The sequence below is a fragment of the Ruminiclostridium hungatei genome, assembly GCF_002051585.1.
Taxonomy (GTDB): Bacteria; Bacillota; Clostridia; order Acetivibrionales; family DSM-1351; genus Ruminiclostridium; species Ruminiclostridium hungatei.
In genome coordinates, this window is sequence record NZ_MZGX01000026.1 from 1 (window position 1) to 20,445 (window position 20,445).

21 protein-coding genes, 1 tRNA gene and 1 pseudogene are annotated in these 20,445 nt (G+C 40.5%); 4 read left to right on the forward strand and 19 right to left on the reverse strand.

The window, feature by feature from the left end; translation table 11 throughout:
- Positions 1–730: IS3 family transposase (locus tag CLHUN_RS17110; RefSeq protein ID WP_080065854.1), on the forward strand; the 730-nt coding region annotated here is incomplete at its 5' end.
- Positions 731–879: 149 nt separating this feature from the next.
- On the opposite strand, the gene CLHUN_RS17115 is transcribed toward CLHUN_RS17110, so the two are convergent.
- Together CLHUN_RS17115 and CLHUN_RS17120 are read right to left on the reverse strand one after the other, a co-directional pair.
- Positions 880–1,443 carry a 6-pyruvoyl trahydropterin synthase family protein gene (locus CLHUN_RS17115; RefSeq protein WP_080065855.1) on the reverse strand — a complete coding sequence of 188 codons (564 nt, stop codon included), beginning with the start codon at positions 1,441–1,443 and terminating at the stop codon, positions 880–882.
- A gap of 124 nt (positions 1,444–1,567) precedes the next feature.
- Positions 1,568–1,948 carry a Fur family transcriptional regulator gene (locus tag CLHUN_RS17120; RefSeq protein WP_080065856.1) on the reverse strand — a complete coding sequence of 127 codons (381 nt, stop codon included), beginning with the start codon at positions 1,946–1,948 and terminating at the stop codon, positions 1,568–1,570.
- 472 nt (positions 1,949–2,420) lie between these two features.
- Between CLHUN_RS17120 and CLHUN_RS17125 the strand changes: the two are divergent.
- Positions 2,421–3,623 (forward strand): annotated as a pseudogene (locus tag CLHUN_RS17125) (IS256 family transposase).
- A gap of 236 nt (positions 3,624–3,859) precedes the next feature.
- On the opposite strand, the gene CLHUN_RS17130 reads toward CLHUN_RS17125, so the two are convergent.
- The 16 genes from CLHUN_RS17130 to CLHUN_RS17210 form a co-directional block, all read right to left on the reverse strand.
- A complete protein-coding gene (locus tag CLHUN_RS17130) occupies positions 3,860–4,411 on the reverse strand; it encodes an SMI1/KNR4 family protein (protein ID WP_080065857.1) in 552 nt (183 codons plus the stop codon).
- Positions 4,412–4,454: 43 nt separating this feature from the next.
- Complete coding sequence (locus tag CLHUN_RS17135; RefSeq protein WP_133051119.1) at positions 4,455–4,772, reverse strand: hypothetical protein; 318 nt, start codon at positions 4,770–4,772, stop codon at positions 4,455–4,457.
- 176 nt (positions 4,773–4,948) lie between these two features.
- On the reverse strand, positions 4,949–5,503 hold the full coding sequence (locus tag CLHUN_RS17140) for a hypothetical protein (protein ID WP_080065859.1): 555 nt from the start codon (positions 5,501–5,503) through the stop codon (positions 4,949–4,951).
- On the reverse strand, positions 5,493–5,690 hold the full coding sequence (locus CLHUN_RS17145; RefSeq protein WP_080065860.1) for a hypothetical protein: 198 nt from the start codon (positions 5,688–5,690) through the stop codon (positions 5,493–5,495). The genes CLHUN_RS17140 and CLHUN_RS17145 overlap by 11 nt, the downstream gene beginning before the upstream one ends.
- A gap of 55 nt (positions 5,691–5,745) precedes the next feature.
- Entirely contained in the window at positions 5,746–5,967 is a 222-nt protein-coding gene (locus CLHUN_RS17150) for a hypothetical protein (protein ID WP_080065861.1), read from the reverse strand.
- On the reverse strand, positions 5,967–6,353 hold the full coding sequence (locus tag CLHUN_RS22940) for a TNT domain-containing protein (RefSeq protein WP_117387080.1): 387 nt from the start codon (positions 6,351–6,353) through the stop codon (positions 5,967–5,969). Before CLHUN_RS22940 ends, CLHUN_RS17150 begins: the two co-directional genes overlap by 1 nt.
- A 160-nt stretch (positions 6,354–6,513) precedes the next feature.
- Positions 6,514–7,323: a hypothetical protein gene (locus tag CLHUN_RS17160; protein WP_080065863.1), complete on the reverse strand. Its 810-nt coding sequence runs from the start codon at positions 7,321–7,323 to the stop codon at positions 6,514–6,516.
- 163 nt (positions 7,324–7,486) lie between these two features.
- Entirely contained in the window at positions 7,487–7,987 is a 501-nt protein-coding gene (locus tag CLHUN_RS17165; RefSeq protein WP_080065864.1) for a polymorphic toxin-type HINT domain-containing protein, read from the reverse strand.
- An 80-nt stretch (positions 7,988–8,067) separates the two neighbouring features.
- On the reverse strand, positions 8,068–8,682 hold the full coding sequence (locus CLHUN_RS17170) for a hypothetical protein (RefSeq protein WP_080065865.1): 615 nt from the start codon (positions 8,680–8,682) through the stop codon (positions 8,068–8,070).
- A gap of 12 nt (positions 8,683–8,694) precedes the next feature.
- Positions 8,695–10,344, reverse strand: coding sequence for a polymorphic toxin-type HINT domain-containing protein (locus tag CLHUN_RS22385; protein ID WP_207559182.1), 1,650 nt, complete (start codon positions 10,342–10,344; stop codon positions 8,695–8,697).
- A gap of 621 nt (positions 10,345–10,965) precedes the next feature.
- A complete protein-coding gene (locus tag CLHUN_RS22160) occupies positions 10,966–11,139 on the reverse strand; it encodes a hypothetical protein (protein WP_165755781.1) in 174 nt (57 codons plus the stop codon).
- A gap of 87 nt (positions 11,140–11,226) precedes the next feature.
- Positions 11,227–12,195 carry an ABC transporter ATP-binding protein gene (locus CLHUN_RS17190; protein ID WP_080065866.1) on the reverse strand — a complete coding sequence of 323 codons (969 nt, stop codon included), beginning with the start codon at positions 12,193–12,195 and terminating at the stop codon, positions 11,227–11,229.
- The gene (locus CLHUN_RS17195; RefSeq protein WP_080065867.1) at positions 12,188–13,168 is read right to left on the reverse strand and encodes an ABC transporter ATP-binding protein; all 981 of its coding nucleotides are present in this window, start codon (positions 13,166–13,168) and stop codon (positions 12,188–12,190) included. The genes CLHUN_RS17190 and CLHUN_RS17195 overlap by 8 nt, the downstream gene beginning before the upstream one ends.
- Positions 13,169–13,181: 13 nt before the next feature.
- The gene (gene opp4C / locus CLHUN_RS22805) at positions 13,182–14,594 is read right to left on the reverse strand and encodes an oligopeptide ABC transporter permease (RefSeq protein ID WP_080065868.1); all 1,413 of its coding nucleotides are present in this window, start codon (positions 14,592–14,594) and stop codon (positions 13,182–13,184) included.
- Between the two features lie 8 nt (positions 14,595–14,602).
- Complete coding sequence (locus tag CLHUN_RS17205; RefSeq protein WP_080065869.1) at positions 14,603–15,568, reverse strand: ABC transporter permease; 966 nt, start codon at positions 15,566–15,568, stop codon at positions 14,603–14,605.
- 34 nt (positions 15,569–15,602) lie between these two features.
- On the reverse strand, positions 15,603–17,372 hold the full coding sequence (locus CLHUN_RS17210; protein WP_080065870.1) for an ABC transporter substrate-binding protein: 1,770 nt from the start codon (positions 17,370–17,372) through the stop codon (positions 15,603–15,605).
- 185 nt (positions 17,373–17,557) lie between these two features.
- On the opposite strand from CLHUN_RS17210, the gene CLHUN_RS17215 reads away from it, so the two are divergent.
- Positions 17,558–17,642, forward strand: a tRNA-Tyr gene (locus tag CLHUN_RS17215).
- A 170-nt stretch (positions 17,643–17,812) separates the two neighbouring features.
- Here the strand turns inward: CLHUN_RS17215 and CLHUN_RS17220 are convergent.
- Positions 17,813–18,640, reverse strand: a complete 828-nt coding sequence (locus CLHUN_RS17220) for an endonuclease VIII (RefSeq protein WP_080065871.1) — start codon at positions 18,638–18,640, stop codon at positions 17,813–17,815.
- A 373-nt stretch (positions 18,641–19,013) separates the two neighbouring features.
- Between CLHUN_RS17220 and CLHUN_RS17225 the strand changes: the two genes are divergently transcribed.
- Positions 19,014–20,105 carry a hypothetical protein gene (locus CLHUN_RS17225; protein ID WP_242656548.1) on the forward strand — a complete coding sequence of 364 codons (1,092 nt, stop codon included), beginning with the start codon at positions 19,014–19,016 and terminating at the stop codon, positions 20,103–20,105.
- Positions 20,106–20,445: the final 340 nt, after the last annotated feature.

A 20,445-nucleotide genomic window follows, 5' to 3' on the forward strand; every position in this document is an offset into this window, starting at 1 on the left:
TAAAAAGGTGGAAGAAATCCATATAGAAAGTCCAGACAAGGGATATCGACGTATCAATGATGACCTGCGACACGACCATAACATTCATGTTAATGACAAAAGAATATTACGTATCTGCCGCACAAGAAATATTAAGTCCACAATTAAGTACAACAACCATGGCTGCACGAGGTCGGCAAAGAATCCGCAGTATCTCGCAGAAAATCTGCTTGACCGTGAGTTCCACGCCTCAAAACCAAACGAAAAGTGGCTTACAGACGTTACGGAATTCAAGTGGTACGAAGCGTTTACAGTACACAAGGTCTATCTCAGTGCCATTCTAGACCTTTGCGATAGACGTATTGTATCTTTTATGATCAGTGAGCGTAATGACAACGCACTCGTATTCAAGACAGTTGATAAAGCTATTAGAACAAATCCGAATACACATTCACTGTTTCACAGTGACAGAGGCTTTCAGTATACAAACCGGACATTTCATCATAAACTCGAAAAAGCTGGCATGACGCAAAGCATGTCCCGTGTGGCACATTGCATCGACAACGGCCCCATGGAAGGATTCTGGGGCATACTGAAGCGCGAACGCTATTATGGAAGACGTTTTACATGCAAGAAGGCACTTGCCCGGATGATTGAAGAGTACATCAGCTATTACAATACCATGCGTGTGCAACGCAATTTGGGTGTTCTAACACCGCTAGAGAAATATAATCTTTACCTCGCGGCATAAAAAACGACCAGTGGCTTTGTACACCACTAGTCGGGAATATTTTATATTTTTTACTGTCCTCTTGACGGGATGCAGTTCACAATTTGGCATAGAGTGCCTGATAAGTTTCAGTTCAATTTCATAAAATAGAGCTTAAATATCAAATAAGATTATTTCTTGTATCCGCATTTAGGGCACACACCATTTTCGTTTAATGCAATGCCGCATAACGGGCAACGGTCTATATCCTTTTGTGGCTCATATTCTTCTGTAGCGCCATTTACTCCGCTTGTAAATGTGATTTTAACTATGTTTAGTTTATCTTTTAGTAAATCGTAAACTATTTTAATCATACCTTCAACGGTCATTGTTTCTTTCGTAACAACTAAACGACATTCTGGATACGCTGTTGCAAGTTCCGTCTTGAAAGCTGGACCTTTTTGCTTATTGGTTTGTGCACCATCCTTAATGCCTTGTGCTTCATAAACTCCGAGAATCGCGGGAAGCAATGGATCGTCTTCTCTTAAAACCAGCGCGTGGTCAAAGTTTTGTAATACTTCCCAAGCGGTTTTCTTGATTTCATTACATGGGAATACCATATTTACTCCCGTGTTGACAGTATCTTCAACCTCAAGCGTAAGTATTCCCGTATGCCCATGCAAATACTGTGCTTCACCTTTGAATCCCAAAAATCTGTGTGCATATTGTAAGTCTAAGGTAGTGAAACTTCTCATAATTATTCTCCTATTATTATATATTTACGGGTGTTTTTATGCTCCCGTATGCGCGCGTAGTTGAGTTTACCTGTACTCAGGATATCATGCCACTGAGTCGCGCAGGCAAACGTTCTTAAATTAATCATGTATTACATTCAAGACAGATACCCTTGAAAATCACATCATGTCCGATAAACTCAAACCCGTGAGTATTCTTAATGTTCTTTTCCATGTCCGCGATAAATTCCATTTCCACATCAAAGACTCGGCCACACTTTAAGCATCTTGCGTGATAATGTTCGTGGCATTGATGGTCGAAACGGTCGGCTCCGCTTGGCATTTCAATTTTTCGAATTTCGCCGATATCGGACAGCAGATTCAAATTCCGATATACCGTCCCTCGGCTGACATTGGGGTGTTTCTTCACAATCGTATCGTAGATCTCGTCAGCGGTGGCATGACACTGCAGCTCTTGTACTGTTTCAAGAACTAAAGAACGCTGAATGGTGTTGCGTTTATTCATAATATAATCAATCCTTATTGGTATTGAATTCTTTAGTAGTATTATATCTCAATAAGTATATAATGTCAATAGTAATATGTATTAGACCGTAAAGAGAAAAAATAGAACAAGAGCACATCGGCTAGAATTAAGTTACCACACCCTAATTCGACCGAAAGGAAGTGCCTAATTCTGCTTGAACAGCATAACACAAAACATGAAGTATTTACATTAATGGGGAATGTTATAGTTGATGAGTTTGAGAACAGCTATTTTCTCATGTTTATTATCCTTATCACCCTCTATTCCCTGGTCTCCTTGTCAATTGGAACACATTGTAAAAATTAAATCAGGCAAAAACGAAATAGACATCAGGGTAAGATAAGGTACAATAAATTGCTCAAATTGAATAAAGGGTAAAAAATAGACATGCCCAAAGCCGTTTGGTAAAATTAATTCACCACAAACCAATTGCCAAAGGAGGCTTAGGAACATGTCTGAAAAGATTATACAACTAAACGAAGGAATAATCAAAGACGAATTGAAGGAATCAGTCCGTTCCAGTGTAGAAGAGACCCTAAACGGCCTTTTAGAGAAGGAAGCCGAAGAATTAGTCAATGCCAGTAAATACGAGCGTACTGCAGAACGTGAAGGCTACCGCGCCGGTCATTACTACAGGAGCCTGACAACAACCTCCGGTTAAGTGATTTTGAAGATGCCCAAACTTAAAGGAGTTGCTTTCGAAACAGCTATCATTGAACGCTATCGTCGTAGAGAAAGCTCAGTGGAAGAAGCATTGATTGAAATGTACCTGGCAGGCGTATCTGTTCGCCGCGTTGAAGATATCACCGAAGCACTGTGGGGTACGAAAGTATCTCCTTCTACCATTAGCGAGCTGAATAAGAAAGCATATGTACATATTGAAAATTGGAGAAACCGGCAGCTTACTCATGGCTCCTACGCTTACGTGTATGTAGATGGAGTCTATCTAAAGCGAAACTGGGGTGGCGAATACGAAAATGTAGCTATCCTGATCGCAATTGGCGTCAATGAGGATGGGTATCGGGAAGTCATTGGAGCTATGGAAGGCATGAAAGAGGACAAGGCTAGCTGGACTGAGTTTTTCAAATGTCTGAGGAGCAGAGGCCTTTCAGGAGTTAAGCTGGTAATAGGAGATAAATGCCTTGGAATGCTGGAATCTCTTGGCGAAGTCTATCCGGAATCCAAGTACCAGCGCTGCATTGTTCATTTTTACCGCAACATGTTCTCTGTTGTTCCCCGTTCGAAGATGAAGCAAGTAGCAAAAATGTTGAAAGCGATTCATAGCCAGGAAAGCAAGAAAGCAGCCAGAGAAAAGGCCAAGATGGTAATGGACGAACTTAAGCAAATGAAGCTCAAAGAGGCTGCGGATAAGTTGGAAAAAGGAATTGAAGAAACGCTGACCTACATGGCTTTTCCTTACGAACACTGGTTAAAGATCCGCACCACAAATCTGGTTGAGAGGATCAATCGGGAAATTAAGCGTCGTACCAGAGTGGTCGGAACCTTTCCTGACGGCAATTCTGCCCTAATGCTTGTCTGCGCCCGCTTACGCCATGTTGCCGGAACCCAATGGGGTGTAAAGCGGTATATGAATATGAAACACCTTGAAAACTATAGTACAGAGGAAACAGAGTCTGAAAATCTGGCAGGGTAGCTGCTAGAAACCATGCGGCAAAATCCAATTTGCGCAAAGTACTTGACAGTACCAAAAAATGGTTCTGCTATTAAGTTCCCAAGAACAAAAAGCGCACTTTGTAATTATTGGAAAATAAAGTTTATAGCATTGCCCTTTAGGGGGTAGAAAAACGCCCCCTCTCCAAAGACGCATAAAATAAGGAAAGATGAATAAAACCACCATAAGCAATGTCATTAATTTCCATATTAATAATATTAGCTATCTTTTTTTAAACGATCAATTTCCAAACGATTATAATCAGTCATAGTTAAAAAATATTCTTCAAAGCTGAGATATCTTTCGATTTCTTGCCCGGAAAACCAAATAACAATTCCCGGTTCATTTGACGTCGGACGGGTCATTACATGTAAATCTCTGTCTTCAAATGTAGCGGCAATCGGCAACAATTCCGCTTTTGTAAATCCTGAAGACGCTATTACATTCTCGTCGTCCAAAATGCAGAGCATTTCTAAAGCATAATCCATCAAACTGGAACCCATCAAATCCCCAGTACCAAACAAATTAACAGTTTGGGAGAAGCACTTCCATCCGTTTGCACACATCAAGAAATCTCTGTAACCTTTATCAATACTGTGACCCAACTGTGCCTCAACAACTGTCAATTGTTCTTCAGTTGCAGCCAGCTCCGGATAATAATACTGCCAAAGACCTATTTTATCAAGCCGTTGTATTTCCTCTTGTACTAAAAACATAACAGCTATTTTATCTTTCCAACCTTTTAATCTATCTGATTCTTCGTGTTTCATATTTTCCTCCTTGATTTTATTGTTACGCTACGCTTGGAATGAGCTAATTTCCGAGAAGACCGTCAAGTATCGGTTTTGCCGGAGTACCCCAGATGGATTGGAAAATATTAAATTTAAATGGATTATTATAAACAAATTTAGTTGGTTGGAAACCAGTTGGGTATTTAAGCGTCTGACCACCGAGGCTCATATTAACTGGATTTAAATCCAGCCAACTATGAGGTTGCGCAGTGCCAGTCCATGTTATATCAGGCACATGACCAACATGCCCTTGATATGGATTCCCGGCAGCGGATGCGACATCCCTTTCGGCCTTTGCAGCAGCGCTGGCAGCTTTTGCAAGTTCACCTTTAGTTGACACTCTTCCGGTTGGAGACAATGCCCCGTCTTTTAATGCCTCATTACAGCCCTTAACATATGCTTTGGTTTGCGCAACATTTTCTGAATGTTGTAGCCTTTCCTTGATTACCGAACAGAAACCTTACATGGTTATCGCAATTTCCTTTCTAATTTACCGAGAATTGTAACTGAAACCAATTATTTGGCATATGGAACTACTAAATTGTTTGATTTCTTAATTACCCATCCTAACCCTGACATCTCTTCTATTAGTTGCAATACATTACTTTCATATTTTCTGCTGCATTCAAACCAAAAATCTGCACCTTGGTCTAAACTAGAAAATTGTGCAAATAGCAATCCTGCTTTTATCAACTCAGATGACTTCATTATACTGGAAGTGACCAAGAAATCATCCCAATTGACTCTTTTGTCAAAGTAATATATTTTTGCTTGGCAAGCATTATCAAATGAATTACTTTTTACTCTTGCTTCCTTAAGATGAAAAAAAGTGTTGAATGGATCAAGTAAGATTTCTGCTTTTGAAATTATTGCATTCATATCAATTAACTCGCATACATCTGGTAAGCGATAGGCATGAAAAAATACTTCATGATCTTTGGAGGTATCAAGAAGGAAATTATTGAACAATATAGTGGCATCCTTATTTTCATCAATTCCTGAACTCCAAAAAAAGATTGAGTCACCCTTAATATTGTATTCCAAAATATTTTCCCAAAATTTAATTTTCATTTTTACCTTCCTCCAATCTTTTCTTTATATAGTTTGAGATGTTTATGGCTATTGACGAATCCCATATTGGAGACAAGGGAATATGTGCTTTTGTACCAAAAATAGAAGGCATATGGTAGTGCAAGTATTTTGACACATCAAATTCCATCCTAAAAAATGATTTACCCATCCCATTGGCAAAGTTCAAAGAAACTCCTTCTGGATTAGATGTTGTATAAGAAGTTATCCTACCATAATTTGTATTAGAAATCTACTAATTCTTCAAAGATATACTGGCATGCTTCTTCTTCTGTATTAAAGATTAAATCTGTAGTTTTTATTCCTCTCTCGCGGAAATAAACTTCCCATTTATTATTACATTCTAAGCAAAATCTTTCATCAGTTCTTCCAACGCCATCCAAATTATACAACTCTTTAGGTATTCCCCTATCTTCTAGCACCTTTTTTAGTTCATCTTTTTTCATTACTTTATCTCCTTTATAAATTCGTCTTTAATTAGTTGTTTTATCGATGATGGTAATTCATATTGAATAGCGCCACCTAGTTGTTCAAATGCTTCTGCAATCTCAGACATTGTAACGTTATCAATTGGTTTTATGACTTCGTATTGATGATATGCATTGGGATTTTCAATATAAGGCAATGCTCTTTGTTCGTATGGTACACCTACTGGAGAAGTATATTTTCCATATTGGTTTCCATACCTATCAATAACTGTTCCAACGTCTAATGTCTGTTCTTCTTTGATGATATCTGGAACTCTTCCACCATTAGGAGCATATTTTTCCCAATCAATATCTCCATTAACATCTATGCGAACAGCGTCTGATATGAACTCTTCATTTTTCAGATGTGATTTGCATTAGCTTGTTATTTTGTGTACTATTCATATAGTTACCCTCCGTAATTTTGATTTGTGCCTAATCTGCCTGACTCAGCACATTTCATATTTTACTTGAGGGTAATTTTTTTTCAATGGTCATATTTTTAGCTTACAGGAATGCTTAATGTTACTGTGAAATGGACGCTAGGATATATTTTTCTATTTTGGCTTTAGATGAATCAGAATTACTGCACATTAATAATAACAAATGGTCTGTTTTTTCTATTGTAATAAATTTACCTCTTAAAAATCTAAAATCTTCGGGATTCGGATAAAACATAACTTTTTTACCACCATATAATACCAATACCTCCTCTTCACTTATTTGAACTACGCAATCTGTTGTTACTTCAATGTCATGAAAATTAATAGGTTCTATTTTCAACACAGTTTCGGTGCTGTTTTTGTAATCAATTATCATTAATTTATTATTGGATTCAACAACAGCACTATGTTTATCAGGATATACTTTATGTACTAAGAATTTACCTAATTTGTTCCAATCATCATGTATTGAAAATTGAAGTCTATCTATCGTATCCTTTTGAATTACTTGAACTGTATTGTCTAATAAATTTACATAAGTAAGAACGTTTCCATCATCTGCCAATAACACCAAATCATTATCCACCCATTCATATAATGAAAGAAAATTTATATCTTTCAAACCTTTATCCAAAGAAATAATCTTATAAGCATACGAATCAATATTTATATGGATTAAACATTGATTTTCATAACAATATAATACAATTTCTGTACCTTTTATAAATGATATGTCTATTACCAAATCATCTAACAATTTTATGCTTTTGATGGTGTTTAATCCACTATCTAAAATTAAGATGCCCTCATAATTATCATTAATAACTATTTTATCCGACACTACTTGCATGAAGTATATATCATTGTTGGCAAAGTTCATAGAAAGTCCCATAATTTGCACCCCTTTTTTTTTAATTTATTCTACCGCAAAAAGTAATTTTTGCTCGTTTATATAAAATACTGATGTTAAGCGATTTCATAAAATACTGCTAAATTCCGTTAGCAGACTGATATTTTACAAGTTTGCATATTTAAATTTATATTATATTATTTACTCAAATCTTAATCTTTCTCCCGGCAACAGCAGTTCCCGGCCTTAACTTCCCCGTTAAAGGCTCTGCAGTACCTATGTGTTTTCCTTGACTATCATAAACTTCTAATTCTGCACCTTTTCCTTTATGTAAGGTATCTCTATGGTAGTAATTACCATCCTTTCCTTTGTAGATCGTAGCCCCTTTCTCTCTACTACTGGTTCGCGTAAAGCTTGTTTTGTCCTTTAATACTGTTTCATTGTCTTTTGGTACGCGATTTTCCTTTATGTAGTCTGCATTATGCACTAAAATGCCTGATTTTCCAACATGATATGTATGAAAATCATCGACTTGGAAGTTGTATACCTTGGTTGGTTCATTAGTAATTTCAACTTTTATGTTTTCTACTAATAAGACGTTACCGCTTGAATCAAGCACTTCATTGCCAACTACCAATTCTCCGGCATTAACGAAACCGACATCTTTAACATAAAACGGATGTTCAATAGTAAGTTTATAAAAAATAACCCTGCTAAAAACAGGATTATTTTTATACGCTGTGTTTAATACTCAAAAAGTATATGATAAATATAATCATGTATTTATTAGTCTGTTTCTTTCAATCTTTCTATCAGGTCTCTACCTTCTACACTTTTAGATACTTCTAGCATAAAATCTTCTATAAAATTATTAATTACTTCTTTAAATAGCTCAAATTGCACATAGAATATTCCTTTAGGATTTATAAAGTTTAATTCACTATATAAATCAGAATTATCCCATGCTATTTCTATTGTATTTTTAACTCTTCTAAAAAATACATCTGCTAAAAATGAACCGCCATTATCAGAATACCATGAATGTCTAAAGTACCAATCTTGTCTTTTTTCAAACCATAAATTAAATTCATCATCGTCATCCGAGTCAAAATCTCCACTACTCTTGTAAAACTCTATTGAATTCTTTCCTTCAATAGGTAATGGAAACTGTGTTTCATTAAAAATATTGTTTTTGTTCTTGTATAGCCACTCAACAATATAAATTAAGTCCCATTCATATTCACGTTTTTTATCATTCATTGAAAAAGTACAAACTGATTTGCTGTCAACCCACATCTTAAAAACTCCCCATGTAGGCTCATTTCTTCCGCATTCACTAAATGGGCTTTCTTTCAATTCATATGCAACTGCAAAAACTTCTTTATCACCAAGATATTTCATGTTTAATCACCCTTATTTATTTGTTATAAACTTTTTATATTGTACCTTTGTAATTAATCCATCATCAAGCATCTTCCTTAATACATCTGCTGGAACTTCTTTGGCTGGATTTGTAACTTCATAAGGATGCCAACCATCTCCGTCTGGCTGGAACTTGATAAGTTTATCCTCATAAATATTATATTTCTGTTTATTCTTAGAAGAGGTATATGTATTGTCTAATAACCATTGTCCTGTTTTTTCATCTGGAATTGGATTTGGACTTCCCCATCCTTTCTTAGGATCATGTTTAGGACTTGGTTTGTAAACAGGTTTATTATAGTTTGCATTATGAACCAATACACCATTATCGCCAACATGATATGTATGAAAATCATCGACTTCGAAGTTGTATACCTTGGTAGGTTCATCAGTAATTTCAACTTTACTGTCATCTACTACTAAGACATTACCACTTGAATCAAGCACCTCATTGCCAACTACCAATTCACCTGCTTTGACGAAACCAACATCTTTAACATAAAACGGATGTTCAGAGGTTGTTTTGATTAACTCACCGTTGATTGTCAAATGCACAAGTTCTGTTGTTTCTCGTATGTAGGTTTCAATTACTGTTTTTTCGGCAACTTCAAAAGTATCAATATTTGTCGAAGTAACTCTGTCGCCTGCCTTGATATTCTCAATTGCGACTAAGCCGGCTGCGGTTAAAATCATCGTGCCCGCAACAAAGCACTTCAGTGCAGAAGCTGCTCCGGCGGTGAAAATAGCAATGGCATTAACGGTAATTTGGAATCCATTATAAAGCGCATTGGAATGCAACTGCCTGTTAAATTTAACCAGTGGATTAGACAGATCGAACAAACCTATTCCCATAGACAGTATATCCAAGCCATCCATGCCGAGGGAAATCGCCATTGTCACTTTTGATGTGACCGTTATCGCTTTCCCTAATGTGCTGAGACATTGTATGCTTTTCCCGGCAACAGCACCTAAAGCACCTATCCCCGCAAACGCTGCTCCGGCTATCGCTCCCGTAACTGCTCCGCCTAAAGCACCGTCAGCAAAACCGTCTAAGAACGAACCTCCACTCTTTGCGGAGGTAATCCCGCCCATGACTCCACCAATCAACCCTCCGGCCAAAGCACCCCAGAATGCACCAGCCAGTATAACCCCTAAAATGCCGCCTGTCAACACTGTCGCAATTCCCAACGCTGCGATAATGACAACAGCAATAAGAATTTTACCGATTGCTTTCCAATTATCCTTACACCACTCGCCAACCGATGCACAACCATCGCAAAACTTCTCCCAGCCGCTTTTTTCGCATTCCGGCTTTAAATAATTGTATTTGTCGTAAAAATCATCTTTACGCTTTTTAATAATATCAGCTGCATCGCTATCAATGCGAACAGCGTCTGATATGAACTCTTCGCTGCTATTGTTAAAGGTGTCAAGGGAAGTGATTTTCTGTTCCTGCGTTTGCGAAGACGTTTGTATGGAACTGATTATATCATCCAAATTACATACGCTTTTATTGATTGTTAAGGATTTTGTCTTAAGCGCGGATAATTCAGATTTGTAATCCGTTACAGATTTTTTAACGTCTTTGATTAACCCGGGCATCTGGTTGATTTTATTGGCATATAACGCTATGGTCGCCACACTCTCACCTCGTTCAAAGTCAGCTTAAAAGCAATATTCTTTTTGTGTTGCCGGTTAAAACCAATTCTACTTTATCAAACTTATTTATCAACTTGCAATCCAATTTATCTTTAAAGCTATTATATTGCTAATCAATCCACTTTTTTGTCGGAATTTCTGGTCTTTCTAAATTACTTGACAATTTAGCGGAAGTCTTCCATTCTCCTGGTTCAATTTCTCTTAATGTTGATAATAGTTCCCAGTTATCAACATTGCAGAAAGTATTCTTTTGGCAATGGCACATAACATAAACAAGCTTCACAACAAAATCCAGGCAGATAGAATTAAAACGCACCTATATCCATTAAAAGAAACAGCATAAATCCCAAAATCCAAAAAAGAAAGTGATTAAAAATGCAGTGGTATTAAATGGCTTATTAAAGTGCGCCTTTTTCATAAAATCAATGATTTTACCCACAGAAAAAGCTTTAAATAACCTATTTACCCAGTACAAAAAGGAGCTGGCACAGTTATTTTTCAATAACTATTGTGACAGCTCCTTTTCCATGTTCAGCTCTCCCCCTGCTTACGTGCCAGGAATTTAACCGCAGGCAATATGTGGCTTTCAGGTGTTACAGACCGCTAGTCAACCCAGAACCTCATCAAGAGCCACGCCGCAAGAGAAAATGCAGCAAGGCTGGCAATTATAAACGGCCCCAGCACCTGAACGAAAGCAATCAGCATAGCCGGTACATCTCTGTATGTAAAGGCTCCTTCCCCACATTCCTTTTTACTCTTTTGAACAGATGTTTTCATGCTTCACTCTTTCCCGCCCGCTCCATCTGCGGCAGTCCGGGCTTTAAGGAGCTGGCGGCAGCAGATTCTTTCCGGCGCACTTGTTTTCTACCCGGCAAAATGGCAGGCTACCTGATGGCCGTTTTCCAGCGTTCTCAGACCGGGCACCCTTCTGGAACATATATGGCCGGCATAGGGGCATCTGGTGTGAAAACGGCAGCCTGACGGAGGATTTGCCGGGTTTGGAATATCGCCCTTCAGCACTATCCTCTTCTTCCTGTTTTCCGGGTCAACAAGGGGAACCGCTGAAAGCAGGGCTTGAGTGTAAGGGTGCAGAGGTTTTTCATACAGCTCTCCCTTACGGGCCATCTCCACTATCACTCCCAGATACATTACTGCCACCTTGTGAGAAATGTGGCGGACTACACTCAGGTCATGGGATATGAACAGGTATGAAAAACCGTACTTTTCTTGAAGCTCACATAAAAGGTTTATAATCTGAGCTTGAATTGATACGTCCAGGGCCGAGACAGGCTCGTCGCAGACTATAAATTCAGGATTCAGGGCAAGAGCTCTTGCTATTCCTATTCTCTGCCTCTGTCCTCCCGAAAATTCATGAGGATATCTGTCTGTCAAATTTGCAGTCAAACCGCACTGTTCCATTATTTCAACTACACGTTCCTTCAGCTCTCTTTTTCTACAGAAGCCATGTTCCACCAAAGCTTCGCCGATAAGGCTGCCCACAGTCAGTCTGGGATTCAGGGAATTGTACGGGTCCTGAAAGACCATCTGCATTTTGGGACGCAGACTGCGAAGCTGTCTCCTTTTGAGTTTAAAAATATCCACATTCTTGAAGAACACTTCACCGTCCGTACTTTCATTCAACCTGAGAATAGTTCTGCCTACGGTACTTTTACCGCAGCCCGATTCCCCCACCAGCCCAAGAGTCTCTCCCCTGCTAATGGAAAAGGAGACCTCCTCCACAGCCTTTATATGGCCCCTGGTCCTCTGGAAAATACCATCCTTGATTGGAAAATACTTTTTCAGCTTTTTAACCTCAAGCAACACCTCACTCATTTTTGTGCCTCCCCGCTTTAATGCATGCTGCAAAATGGCTTCCCTCAATCAGGCTTTCTCCCGGAAAGCCTTTTTTGCAATTACTGCTGCGTATCTCGCACCTGTCATAAAAATGGCAGGCATCCGGAAGTTCGATCAGGCCGGGTACCTGCCCCGGAATAGTATATAATCTTTCATTTTCCATATCCAATTGGGGTTTTGATTTCAGCAAGCCACAGGTATAGGGATGTGACGGGTTCATAAAGACATCCTTGACACTTCCTCTTTCAACTACCTTTCCGGCATACATTACAATCACATAATCCGCCATTTCAGCAATAACCCCAAGGTCATGGGTTATTAAGATTATTGACATATGATACTGCTTTTTAATTTCCCCCAGCAGTTCAAGTATCTGTGCCTGAATGGTCACATCCAGTGCGGTGGTAGGCTCGTCTGCAATTAACAACTCAGGTTCGCAGGCCAGTGCCATAGCTATCATGATTCTCTGCCGCATCCCTCCCGACAATTCATGTGGATATGAATCGAATACCCCTTGAGCTCTTGGAATTCCAACGGTTGTAATCAGTTCCACAGTCCTCTCCCTTGCCTGCCTTTTTGACATGTTCCGGTGGAGCAAAAGTACCTCGGCAATCTGATTCCCTACTGTGAACACTGGGTTCAGCGAAGTCATGGGCTCCTGGAAAATCATCGAAATCCTGTCCCCGTTGATTCTCCGAATTTGCTTATCGGTCAGTCCAGCCAAATCCCGGCCCTTGAAAAGCACCTGTCCTGCGGCTATTTTCCCGGGATTCTGTATGAGCCTCATTATGGACATGGCCATAACACTTTTTCCGCAGCCCGATTCCCCCACAATTCCCACGGTCTGTCCCCTTTCAACCATAAAGGACACGTCATTTACCGCCTTAACCACTCCTGTATCCGTATAAAAATATGTACAAAGATTTCTGACCTGTAAAAGCTCTTCCTTCACGCTAGAGCACCTCCTACCTTTTCATTTTAGGGTCGAAGGCGTCTCTCAGTCCGTCACCCACAAAATTCACAGCCAGTACGGTTATAAATATGCTTATCCCAGGCGGAATCCATATCCAGGACCTGAGCATGAAATCATTTGTATCCCTCACCGCCTGAACCATATTTCCCCAGGACGGAAAAGGCATGGCAACCCCCAGCCCAAGGAAGGAAAGCGCCGATTCACTGAGAATGGCATCCCCTACGGCAAGTGTGGCCGCAACAATTATTGTGGGTATAACATTGGGAATAAGGTGTCTCATGATTTTATGCCTATCCTTTATCCCCAGTGCTTCCGCAGCCAGCATATATTCCTGCTCCCGCAGGGATAATATCTGACCTCGCACCAGCCTTGCCATCATGGGCCAGCCAAGTACCCCTATGATAAGCATTACAAAATAAATTCTCCTCTGGGGTGAAACATCAAGATCAGACATGACAGCTCCAAGTATAATCACAACAGGCAGAAAGGGCAGGCTTAAAAAGATGTCCACCACACGCATGAGCATATTGTCCAGCCGTCCTCCGTAATAACCGGCTACACCTCCTATGGCAGCTCCAATGAGTATTTCCAGTACAACCACCACAAACCCCACTGTAAGGGATATCCGTCCCCCGTACATCAGTCTGGTCAGGATATCTCTTCCGCTGCCGTCAGTTCCTAAAAGGTGCTCCATACCCGGACCTTCCTTTGCTGTGAGGATATTTGTCTTAAGCAGCGAATAGTTTGAAAAAACCGGGCCGAAAAAACATAATATAATCAGCAATATTATGATGGCTGCTCCTATGATTGCCAGCCTGTTCCGGACAAACTGCCTCATTGCCATACTCCAGGGAGTCTTTATATTGCTGTCGGAATATTTCTCATAAGCGGCAATTATTCTTGCACCTGCTATCAAGGCCATGGAAAGCAGGCACAGTACTACCAGCAATCTGGCCCCGATTCCCGTAGCTGCAATAATCTCACTTGGTTTGTATGCAATTTCTCCATTACCGGTCTTCGTGGAAAGCAGTATCTTTCCGAAAAAGTCGGCAACAGAAGTCTCGGTGTTTGTTAGTTGAAGTCCATATGACACTAAAGCCGCCGCTATTGTCAGAATAGCCGCATCAAGTGACTTTTTGCAGTCTTTTAACGTACTGCAGATCATCAGGCCCAGAGCTATTAAAAGAAATATCAGTGTCAGCAGCAGATATGTGCTGGTACTGCGGAATACATGTATTTGAGCTGTCCGTGCCAAGTTTTCAAGTTCTATCCTGCGGTTCAGATTTGTAATCAGATCAATTCCCGTCAGGGCCGCATAGTCCTTGAATCTCAGAAACGGCATCGAATAACAGCTAACCGAAAACATCAGCAAAAGCAGCGCAAGTACTTTATAAAACCTGGTCATAGGGCACCTCATTTCAGCTTGACTCTTGGATCTACAATGGCATACAGAATATCAGAAAGCAGGTTTCCGGCCAATGTCAGCACAGCCACAAACATTGAAAAGCCCATGAGCAGCGGATAATCCCGTTTAGAAACCGCATCCAGAGCAATCTTTCCAATTCCCGGAATACCGAATATGCTTTCGGTTATTATTGCCCCTGCAAACAATGCGGGCAGTGACAGGCCTATCAATGTAACTATTGGAATCAGCGCATTACGCAGGGCATGCTTGTATATGACCACTTTTTCACTGAGCCCCTTGGCCCTTGCAGTTCTTATGTAGTCCTGGCGGATGATTTCCAGCACAGCAGTCCTGGTGTACCTCATCATGGACCCTATGCTTATGAATGCCAGCACAAAGGCAGGAAGAATTACATGCTTCAATCTGTCAAATAGAAATTGAAATCCCGTATAATTTGAACCCGGGGTGTCCAAGCCCGCAAGGGGCAGAATTTTTAAATCCACTGCAAAAAACTTTATCAGAATCAGTCCCAAAAAAAATGAAGGCAGTGAGATGCCCACCAGGGCAATAATAGTAAAAAAATAGTCAAGTTTTGAATATTGCCTGGTGGCGCAGATAATCCCGATTGGAATTGCAATCAATAGTTCAAGTAAAAACGCAATTGCTGCAATGGTAAACGAATTCCACACAAAGGTGTCTATGACTTTTGACACAGGAGCCTGGTGGGTGAAAGAATCCCCGAAATCAAATTTTACAGCTCCCTTGATCCACTTAAGGTACTTTATATGTATGGGTTCGTTTACTCCGTACAATTCTTTCAGGTGGTTTACCTGTTCAAATGTCATATGTGAACCCTGGGCCCTTGCATCTATAAAATTTCCGGGTATCAAGGTTATTATGAAAAATATGATGAGGGAAACACCTATAATTATCGGAATCATCTGTAGGATTCTTCTCACAATGTAATTCCACATCTCAGCCTCCATGCAGCTCACTTTCCTGCCTCATTTATTTTGTAATTTCACACTTGTAAATGTTATGGAAGAACTCCTTGAAGGAGGATATCTCATAGCCCCTGACTCTGGCATTTGACACCCACATGTCGCTTCTCTGGTACACATAGAGGATAGGCAGGTCGTTGTTCAATATTTTATAGATTTTTTTGTAAATAGGTTTTCTGCTTTCTATGTCAACCTGTGAGATGCCCTGGTCGTACAGGCTGTCTATTTCGGGATTACTGTAGTTATAATAGTTCTGGGGCCCATTGGTTTTAAATACCGTTGCTTGCGAGGTGTCGGGGTCCGGAGTCAGGCCGGCTGCCATAAAATATGCCTCCAACTGCTTGTTTGTGGCTTTTTCATACAGGGTAGGCCAATCCAGATTTTCTACAGTAACATCAATTCCCAATTTTGAATAGTCATCCTTCATTACAGGTACTAAAATATCGGTAACAGCATGAGGACTCATGCAACTGAACTTAATGGTAAACAACTTGCCGTCCTTTTCCCGCTTTCCGTCGGAGTTGAGCTGCCAGCCCGCTTCATCCAGCAACCGGCCTGCCTTTTCAAGATTGAAATCATATGTATCAACCCCCTGGTCGTCATATGCCCAGGAAACATTTGATTCAGGTATGTTAACCACCCTGGCATATTCACCGTAAACCTTATCCACCACGTCAGTTCTGTTCAGGGCATACATCAGTGCCTGCCGTACCTTGACATCCCGGAATTTCGGGTTGTCATCGTTAAGTCCTACGTAACCATAGCCATTTGTAGGGAATCTGTATATATCGATAAAACCTGCTGTCTGAGCCGCCTTCATATTGTCAGGGGATACATCCGCCATATCTATATCCGTCTCCCCCGCCAGCACCCTTTGCAGTTCCTGACCCTGCGGAGTTACAGAAAAAACAAGATTCTTTATTTTGGGAACACCTTTATAGTAATTTTCATTTGCTGCAAGCTTTAATTCCTGACCCGGCTTATATTCAACAAACTTATACTGACCCGTACCCATGGGAGAGCCATTTTTCTCCTTTACCCTGGCTGTGTCACCCTTTTTGAAATCCGTGCAGTAATAGCTTTCCTCCATAATGGGTATCTGCAAATTATATATAGCTGCACCGCTTTTTTTGTCAGTGGTGATTTCCAGGGTTTTGTCATTTAGCACCTTGATTCCCTCTATACTCTCAGCCGAACCATTTTTATAGGCATCCACCCCTTTTATGAATGCTTTGGATATATCCTGGGGCCCGTCATATTTCGGGTCTGCCAGCAGATAATATGCAAATTCCAGATCCTTTGCAGTCGCCGAATTCCCATCCCAGAATTTTACACCGTCCTTAAGCGTAAAGGTATATACAAGTCCATCTTCCGAAACTTTGTAATCTGTGGCCCCTGCCAATGGTTTTCCGTCATAATCCACATCCACATTAAAATCAAACATTGTATAAAGAGCGTACCAGTCATAGGCATTGTCACCGTACAGGTAGTTAAAAATCCCTGTTGAATCGGAAATCCCCACTACCAGTGAATCCTTTCTGTCCATTGCAATTTTGGGACTTTTTGAAATGTCGGCAGCAGGCACGTAGGAGACTCCGAATTTTTTAAAATCAAAGCTGTTCAGGCTACTGTTCACATCTGCCGTACTGCTTGTACCCGCCGCAGAATCCTTTGTAACATCCTGTGCCTTGCCGTCGTCGGAAGCTTTGCCGCTGCAGGCGGTCAAGGCCATTGCTGCGGTCAGGATAATTGCTGTAAACCACACTCTACTTTTCATTTTTAACCCTCCAGGTAAATAATTAAGCAATAGGTAAATAATTGTTTTTTAAATAAATTATATGCACCAAAAAACAAGTAAATTCTGCAGCTTGTAATTATTTCTAAAAAAATTAATTAAAAAGGTTGACAATTTGTAATTCTTCCTGCATAATCTTATTTGTTGCGAAAAACATATTATATTGCGGAGGGGTTCCCGAGTGGCCAAAGGGGGCAGACTGTAAATCTGTTGTCAGTGACTTCGATGGTTCGAATCCATCTCCCTCCACCACAAAAGCCTTGTACATATGCACTAACGCTGTGTTCAGGGTTTTATCTTTCAAGCAGGTAAAAAAATTCCATTCCCGCAAAGGAATGGAATTTTTTTACTTGCTTATTTTTTATATACTTAGCTTTTACTTTACTGCAGATTTATGACATACATCCGCTTCCGCCGGCTCCTCAATTTTTTTGGCAGCCTGGACAAAAATAGATGCTGCCTCCCATATAGGCTTCCTTTTTCACAAGCTCTCCGCACACGGGGCATGGTTTTCCCGTTGTGTTCTTGCTGAGTATGGTCTTGTAACCCCCATAGCAGCCGAACAAATCCTTCTCAGTGTCTCTTCCCCCCTTGAAAGTCATATCTGCAAGGGTATTTTTCAAGGACTTGTACAACTTTTCCCTGTCTGAATCCCCTAAGCTCTTTACCTTTCTTTTGGGATGAATGGTGCTGTTAAAAAGCACATCCTGCAAGACTCCGTTGCCCAGACCGGGAATCCTTTGCTCCGCCGCCAGGAGAGCCTTCGCACTAAGACCTGCATTTTCAGGTGCTGAGATAATACCGTCAAAATATTCTTCGTTGAACTGTTCCGATAGAGGAGAAGGCTTCTCCCTCGCAATTTTATAGTATTTGTTGTCAAAATCACCTGCCTTGAAGCAGAATAATCCTCCGTACATCTGCACAGAGGCGCTTAAGGCAGAAAAGTCCTCAAACTCAATCATCAACTGGTGTTTTGCAGGACGCTTCTCGCCCTCTCCGTGAAACCTTAAGGAAACGCCTTCACTAAAGAGGATTACCGCATCCCCTGCCGTGATTTCCACCATGCTTCCCACTCCTCTTGCCGTTCCCATCAGCTTTCCGCTGAGCAGGTCATGATACCCTGCCGGCGCCCCATGATACCAGGCGAATTTGTGGGGGCTTTCTGCGGCGGTCACATTAATAATTTCTTTGCCGGTGATATTCTCACAGATTTGCTTTGAAAGTTCTATTGCCTCTGGAATTTCAATCATAGGTTACTCCATTTCCCCTACTTTATTTTTTCCATCTTTTCAATCCCGGGAAAAACCCCAACATATGCGTCTCTCCCTTGCTAATATTTTACTATAAATTTTAGTCTATATAATATGACAACTGTGCGTCATATTATATTACTTTATATAAAAATTCTGATAATATCAATCTGTTACAGACTACCAGTTAAGAATTTGGCAAACAGGCCAGAAAGCTGCTTGGATGCTGTCCTTAAGTGACTTGCAAGGTTCAGCAGCCGAATGCCTTCCTGTATATATTACATATAATATATAATTTGACATTTATTGTTATTTTGTGTATTATTCCAAGTAAAAGCACCAAAATAAAACAGTTTGAACAGGAGACGTGGTTATGAAGAATACAGCCATATATACAAGTGTCCAATTCGTAGGTCATGTACTGAGCACTACTCCGCTGCTCAAGGAATCCGTGGAAGAAATGAGCGACTGGGGTATATATCTGGGCCTGGATAAGGACGGCGACGATATTGCTGCCCGCCTGAAAATAGTGTCCAGCGTATTGTTGCAAGCCGTAAGCAGCAAGGATGTCAGTTCTGACGCCGCCACCCTGAAGGTCTTTACCCTGCCGGAATTCTTCTGGAGAGGAATCAGGGGTGCTTATTTCAATTCCCAGAAAAGTATTGATGAAATGTACGATAAGATCAGTTCCGGACTTACGGGCATTATAAAAAATATAGAAAAGCAGTGTGATCTGAGCAATTGGCTGTTCTTATTCGGCTCCATACTGACAACCTCCGATATAACAGCCTGCATAACCGATATGGATACCACTCTTGCCAGGGTGGGAGACGATTACCTGAGTGTTTACAGCCTGTTAAAAAAGAATGCTCCCATCAACAGCACTTCGGGTGTTTCCAAACTGTTAAAAATCATTGATGAAAAAGCTGCGGCAGACAATAATTATGACAAGGAGCTATCCAATTTGCTGTGCGACATCTTAAACATGAGTGATGATCTGGCCAATAAAAAAGTTTATAACAGATGCTTTGTCTATTACAGGGAAAAGGCAAATTCCATTCAGAAGGAATTCAAGTCCAAAGAAGACTTCATTTTAAACAACCCCTCGGCAGATAAGGGAGTTGTGGAGCACTATCTCCAGACCATGGTTGATTATCCTGACGTAGCTGCCGCCCAAAATCCGGTTCAGACCCTGACCTATTCTACTTTCGACTGCGGAGGCTTGAATATCGGAGTTGAAATATGTCTTGACCACAGCAGGAAGCGACTGCTGGGATATCTTTCAAAGGGCAGGATTAAAGAATTGGACATACAGATAGTCATATCCTGCGGCATGCAGCTAAAGAAGGACTCGGCAGCAACCAGACAGGGAGGGATACTGTTTAATTGTGACGGCGAATATGTAATCAGGAGATGCTCAAAACGGCGACTGCTGCCATTCCCAGCTAAAAACCTACAGCTTTGACCCAAGCTGCGGCCCCCGTCTGTCAAACTACATACCCGCCTTGTCCACGGAAAAAGTAAACAATGCCCTGACCGAGGGACGCAGCCTGTATCCCCACGGTTTAGGTGAAATACATATATACAGGCCATTAAAATTGTAATAGATTATGTAATCCGGTATTGCTTATTTTACAAATTTATTACAACTATTGACAGGACATGCAATGTTATAATAACATAACCTGGTAAGTTTAATTATCAATTCTGGTGAAAGGAGTGTTTATAAAGATGTTATCAATTAAAATCAATGAGGTGCGCTATAAATAATTGAATATCGGATCTATAGCGGGTAAGCCTTATTA

What these genes read in the sequence shown, in the direction of transcription:
- CLHUN_RS17225 (WP_242656548.1), top strand. Translation starts at nt 19,014, where the DNA reads ATGAAGAATACAGCCATATATACAAGTGTCCAATTCGTAGGTCATGTA.
- CLHUN_RS17170 (WP_080065865.1), bottom strand. Translation starts at nt 8,682, where the DNA reads ATGAAATATCTTGGTGATAAAGAAGTTTTTGCAGTTGCATATGAATTG.
- CLHUN_RS17205 (WP_080065869.1), bottom strand. Translation starts at nt 15,568, where the DNA reads ATGTGGAATTACATTGTGAGAAGAATCCTACAGATGATTCCGATAATT.
- CLHUN_RS17140 (WP_080065859.1), bottom strand. Translation starts at nt 5,503, where the DNA reads ATGAAAATTAAATTTTGGGAAAATATTTTGGAATACAATATTAAGGGT.
- CLHUN_RS17160 (WP_080065863.1), bottom strand. Translation starts at nt 7,323, where the DNA reads ATGGGACTTTCTATGAACTTTGCCAACAATGATATATACTTCATGCAA.
- CLHUN_RS17150 (WP_080065861.1), bottom strand. Translation starts at nt 5,967, where the DNA reads ATGAAAAAAGATGAACTAAAAAAGGTGCTAGAAGATAGGGGAATACCT.
- CLHUN_RS17120 (WP_080065856.1), bottom strand. Translation starts at nt 1,948, where the DNA reads ATGAATAAACGCAACACCATTCAGCGTTCTTTAGTTCTTGAAACAGTA.
- CLHUN_RS17210 (WP_080065870.1), bottom strand. Translation starts at nt 17,372, where the DNA reads ATGAAAAGTAGAGTGTGGTTTACAGCAATTATCCTGACCGCAGCAATG.
- CLHUN_RS17115 (WP_080065855.1), bottom strand. Translation starts at nt 1,443, where the DNA reads ATGAGAAGTTTCACTACCTTAGACTTACAATATGCACACAGATTTTTG.
- CLHUN_RS22160 (WP_165755781.1), bottom strand. Translation starts at nt 11,139, where the DNA reads ATGAAAACATCTGTTCAAAAGAGTAAAAAGGAATGTGGGGAAGGAGCC.
- CLHUN_RS17220 (WP_080065871.1), bottom strand. Translation starts at nt 18,640, where the DNA reads ATGATTGAAATTCCAGAGGCAATAGAACTTTCAAAGCAAATCTGTGAG.
- opp4C (WP_080065868.1), bottom strand. Translation starts at nt 14,594, where the DNA reads ATGACCAGGTTTTATAAAGTACTTGCGCTGCTTTTGCTGATGTTTTCG.
- CLHUN_RS17130 (WP_080065857.1), bottom strand. Translation starts at nt 4,411, where the DNA reads ATGAAACACGAAGAATCAGATAGATTAAAAGGTTGGAAAGATAAAATA.
- CLHUN_RS17190 (WP_080065866.1), bottom strand. Translation starts at nt 12,195, where the DNA reads ATGAGTGAGGTGTTGCTTGAGGTTAAAAAGCTGAAAAAGTATTTTCCA.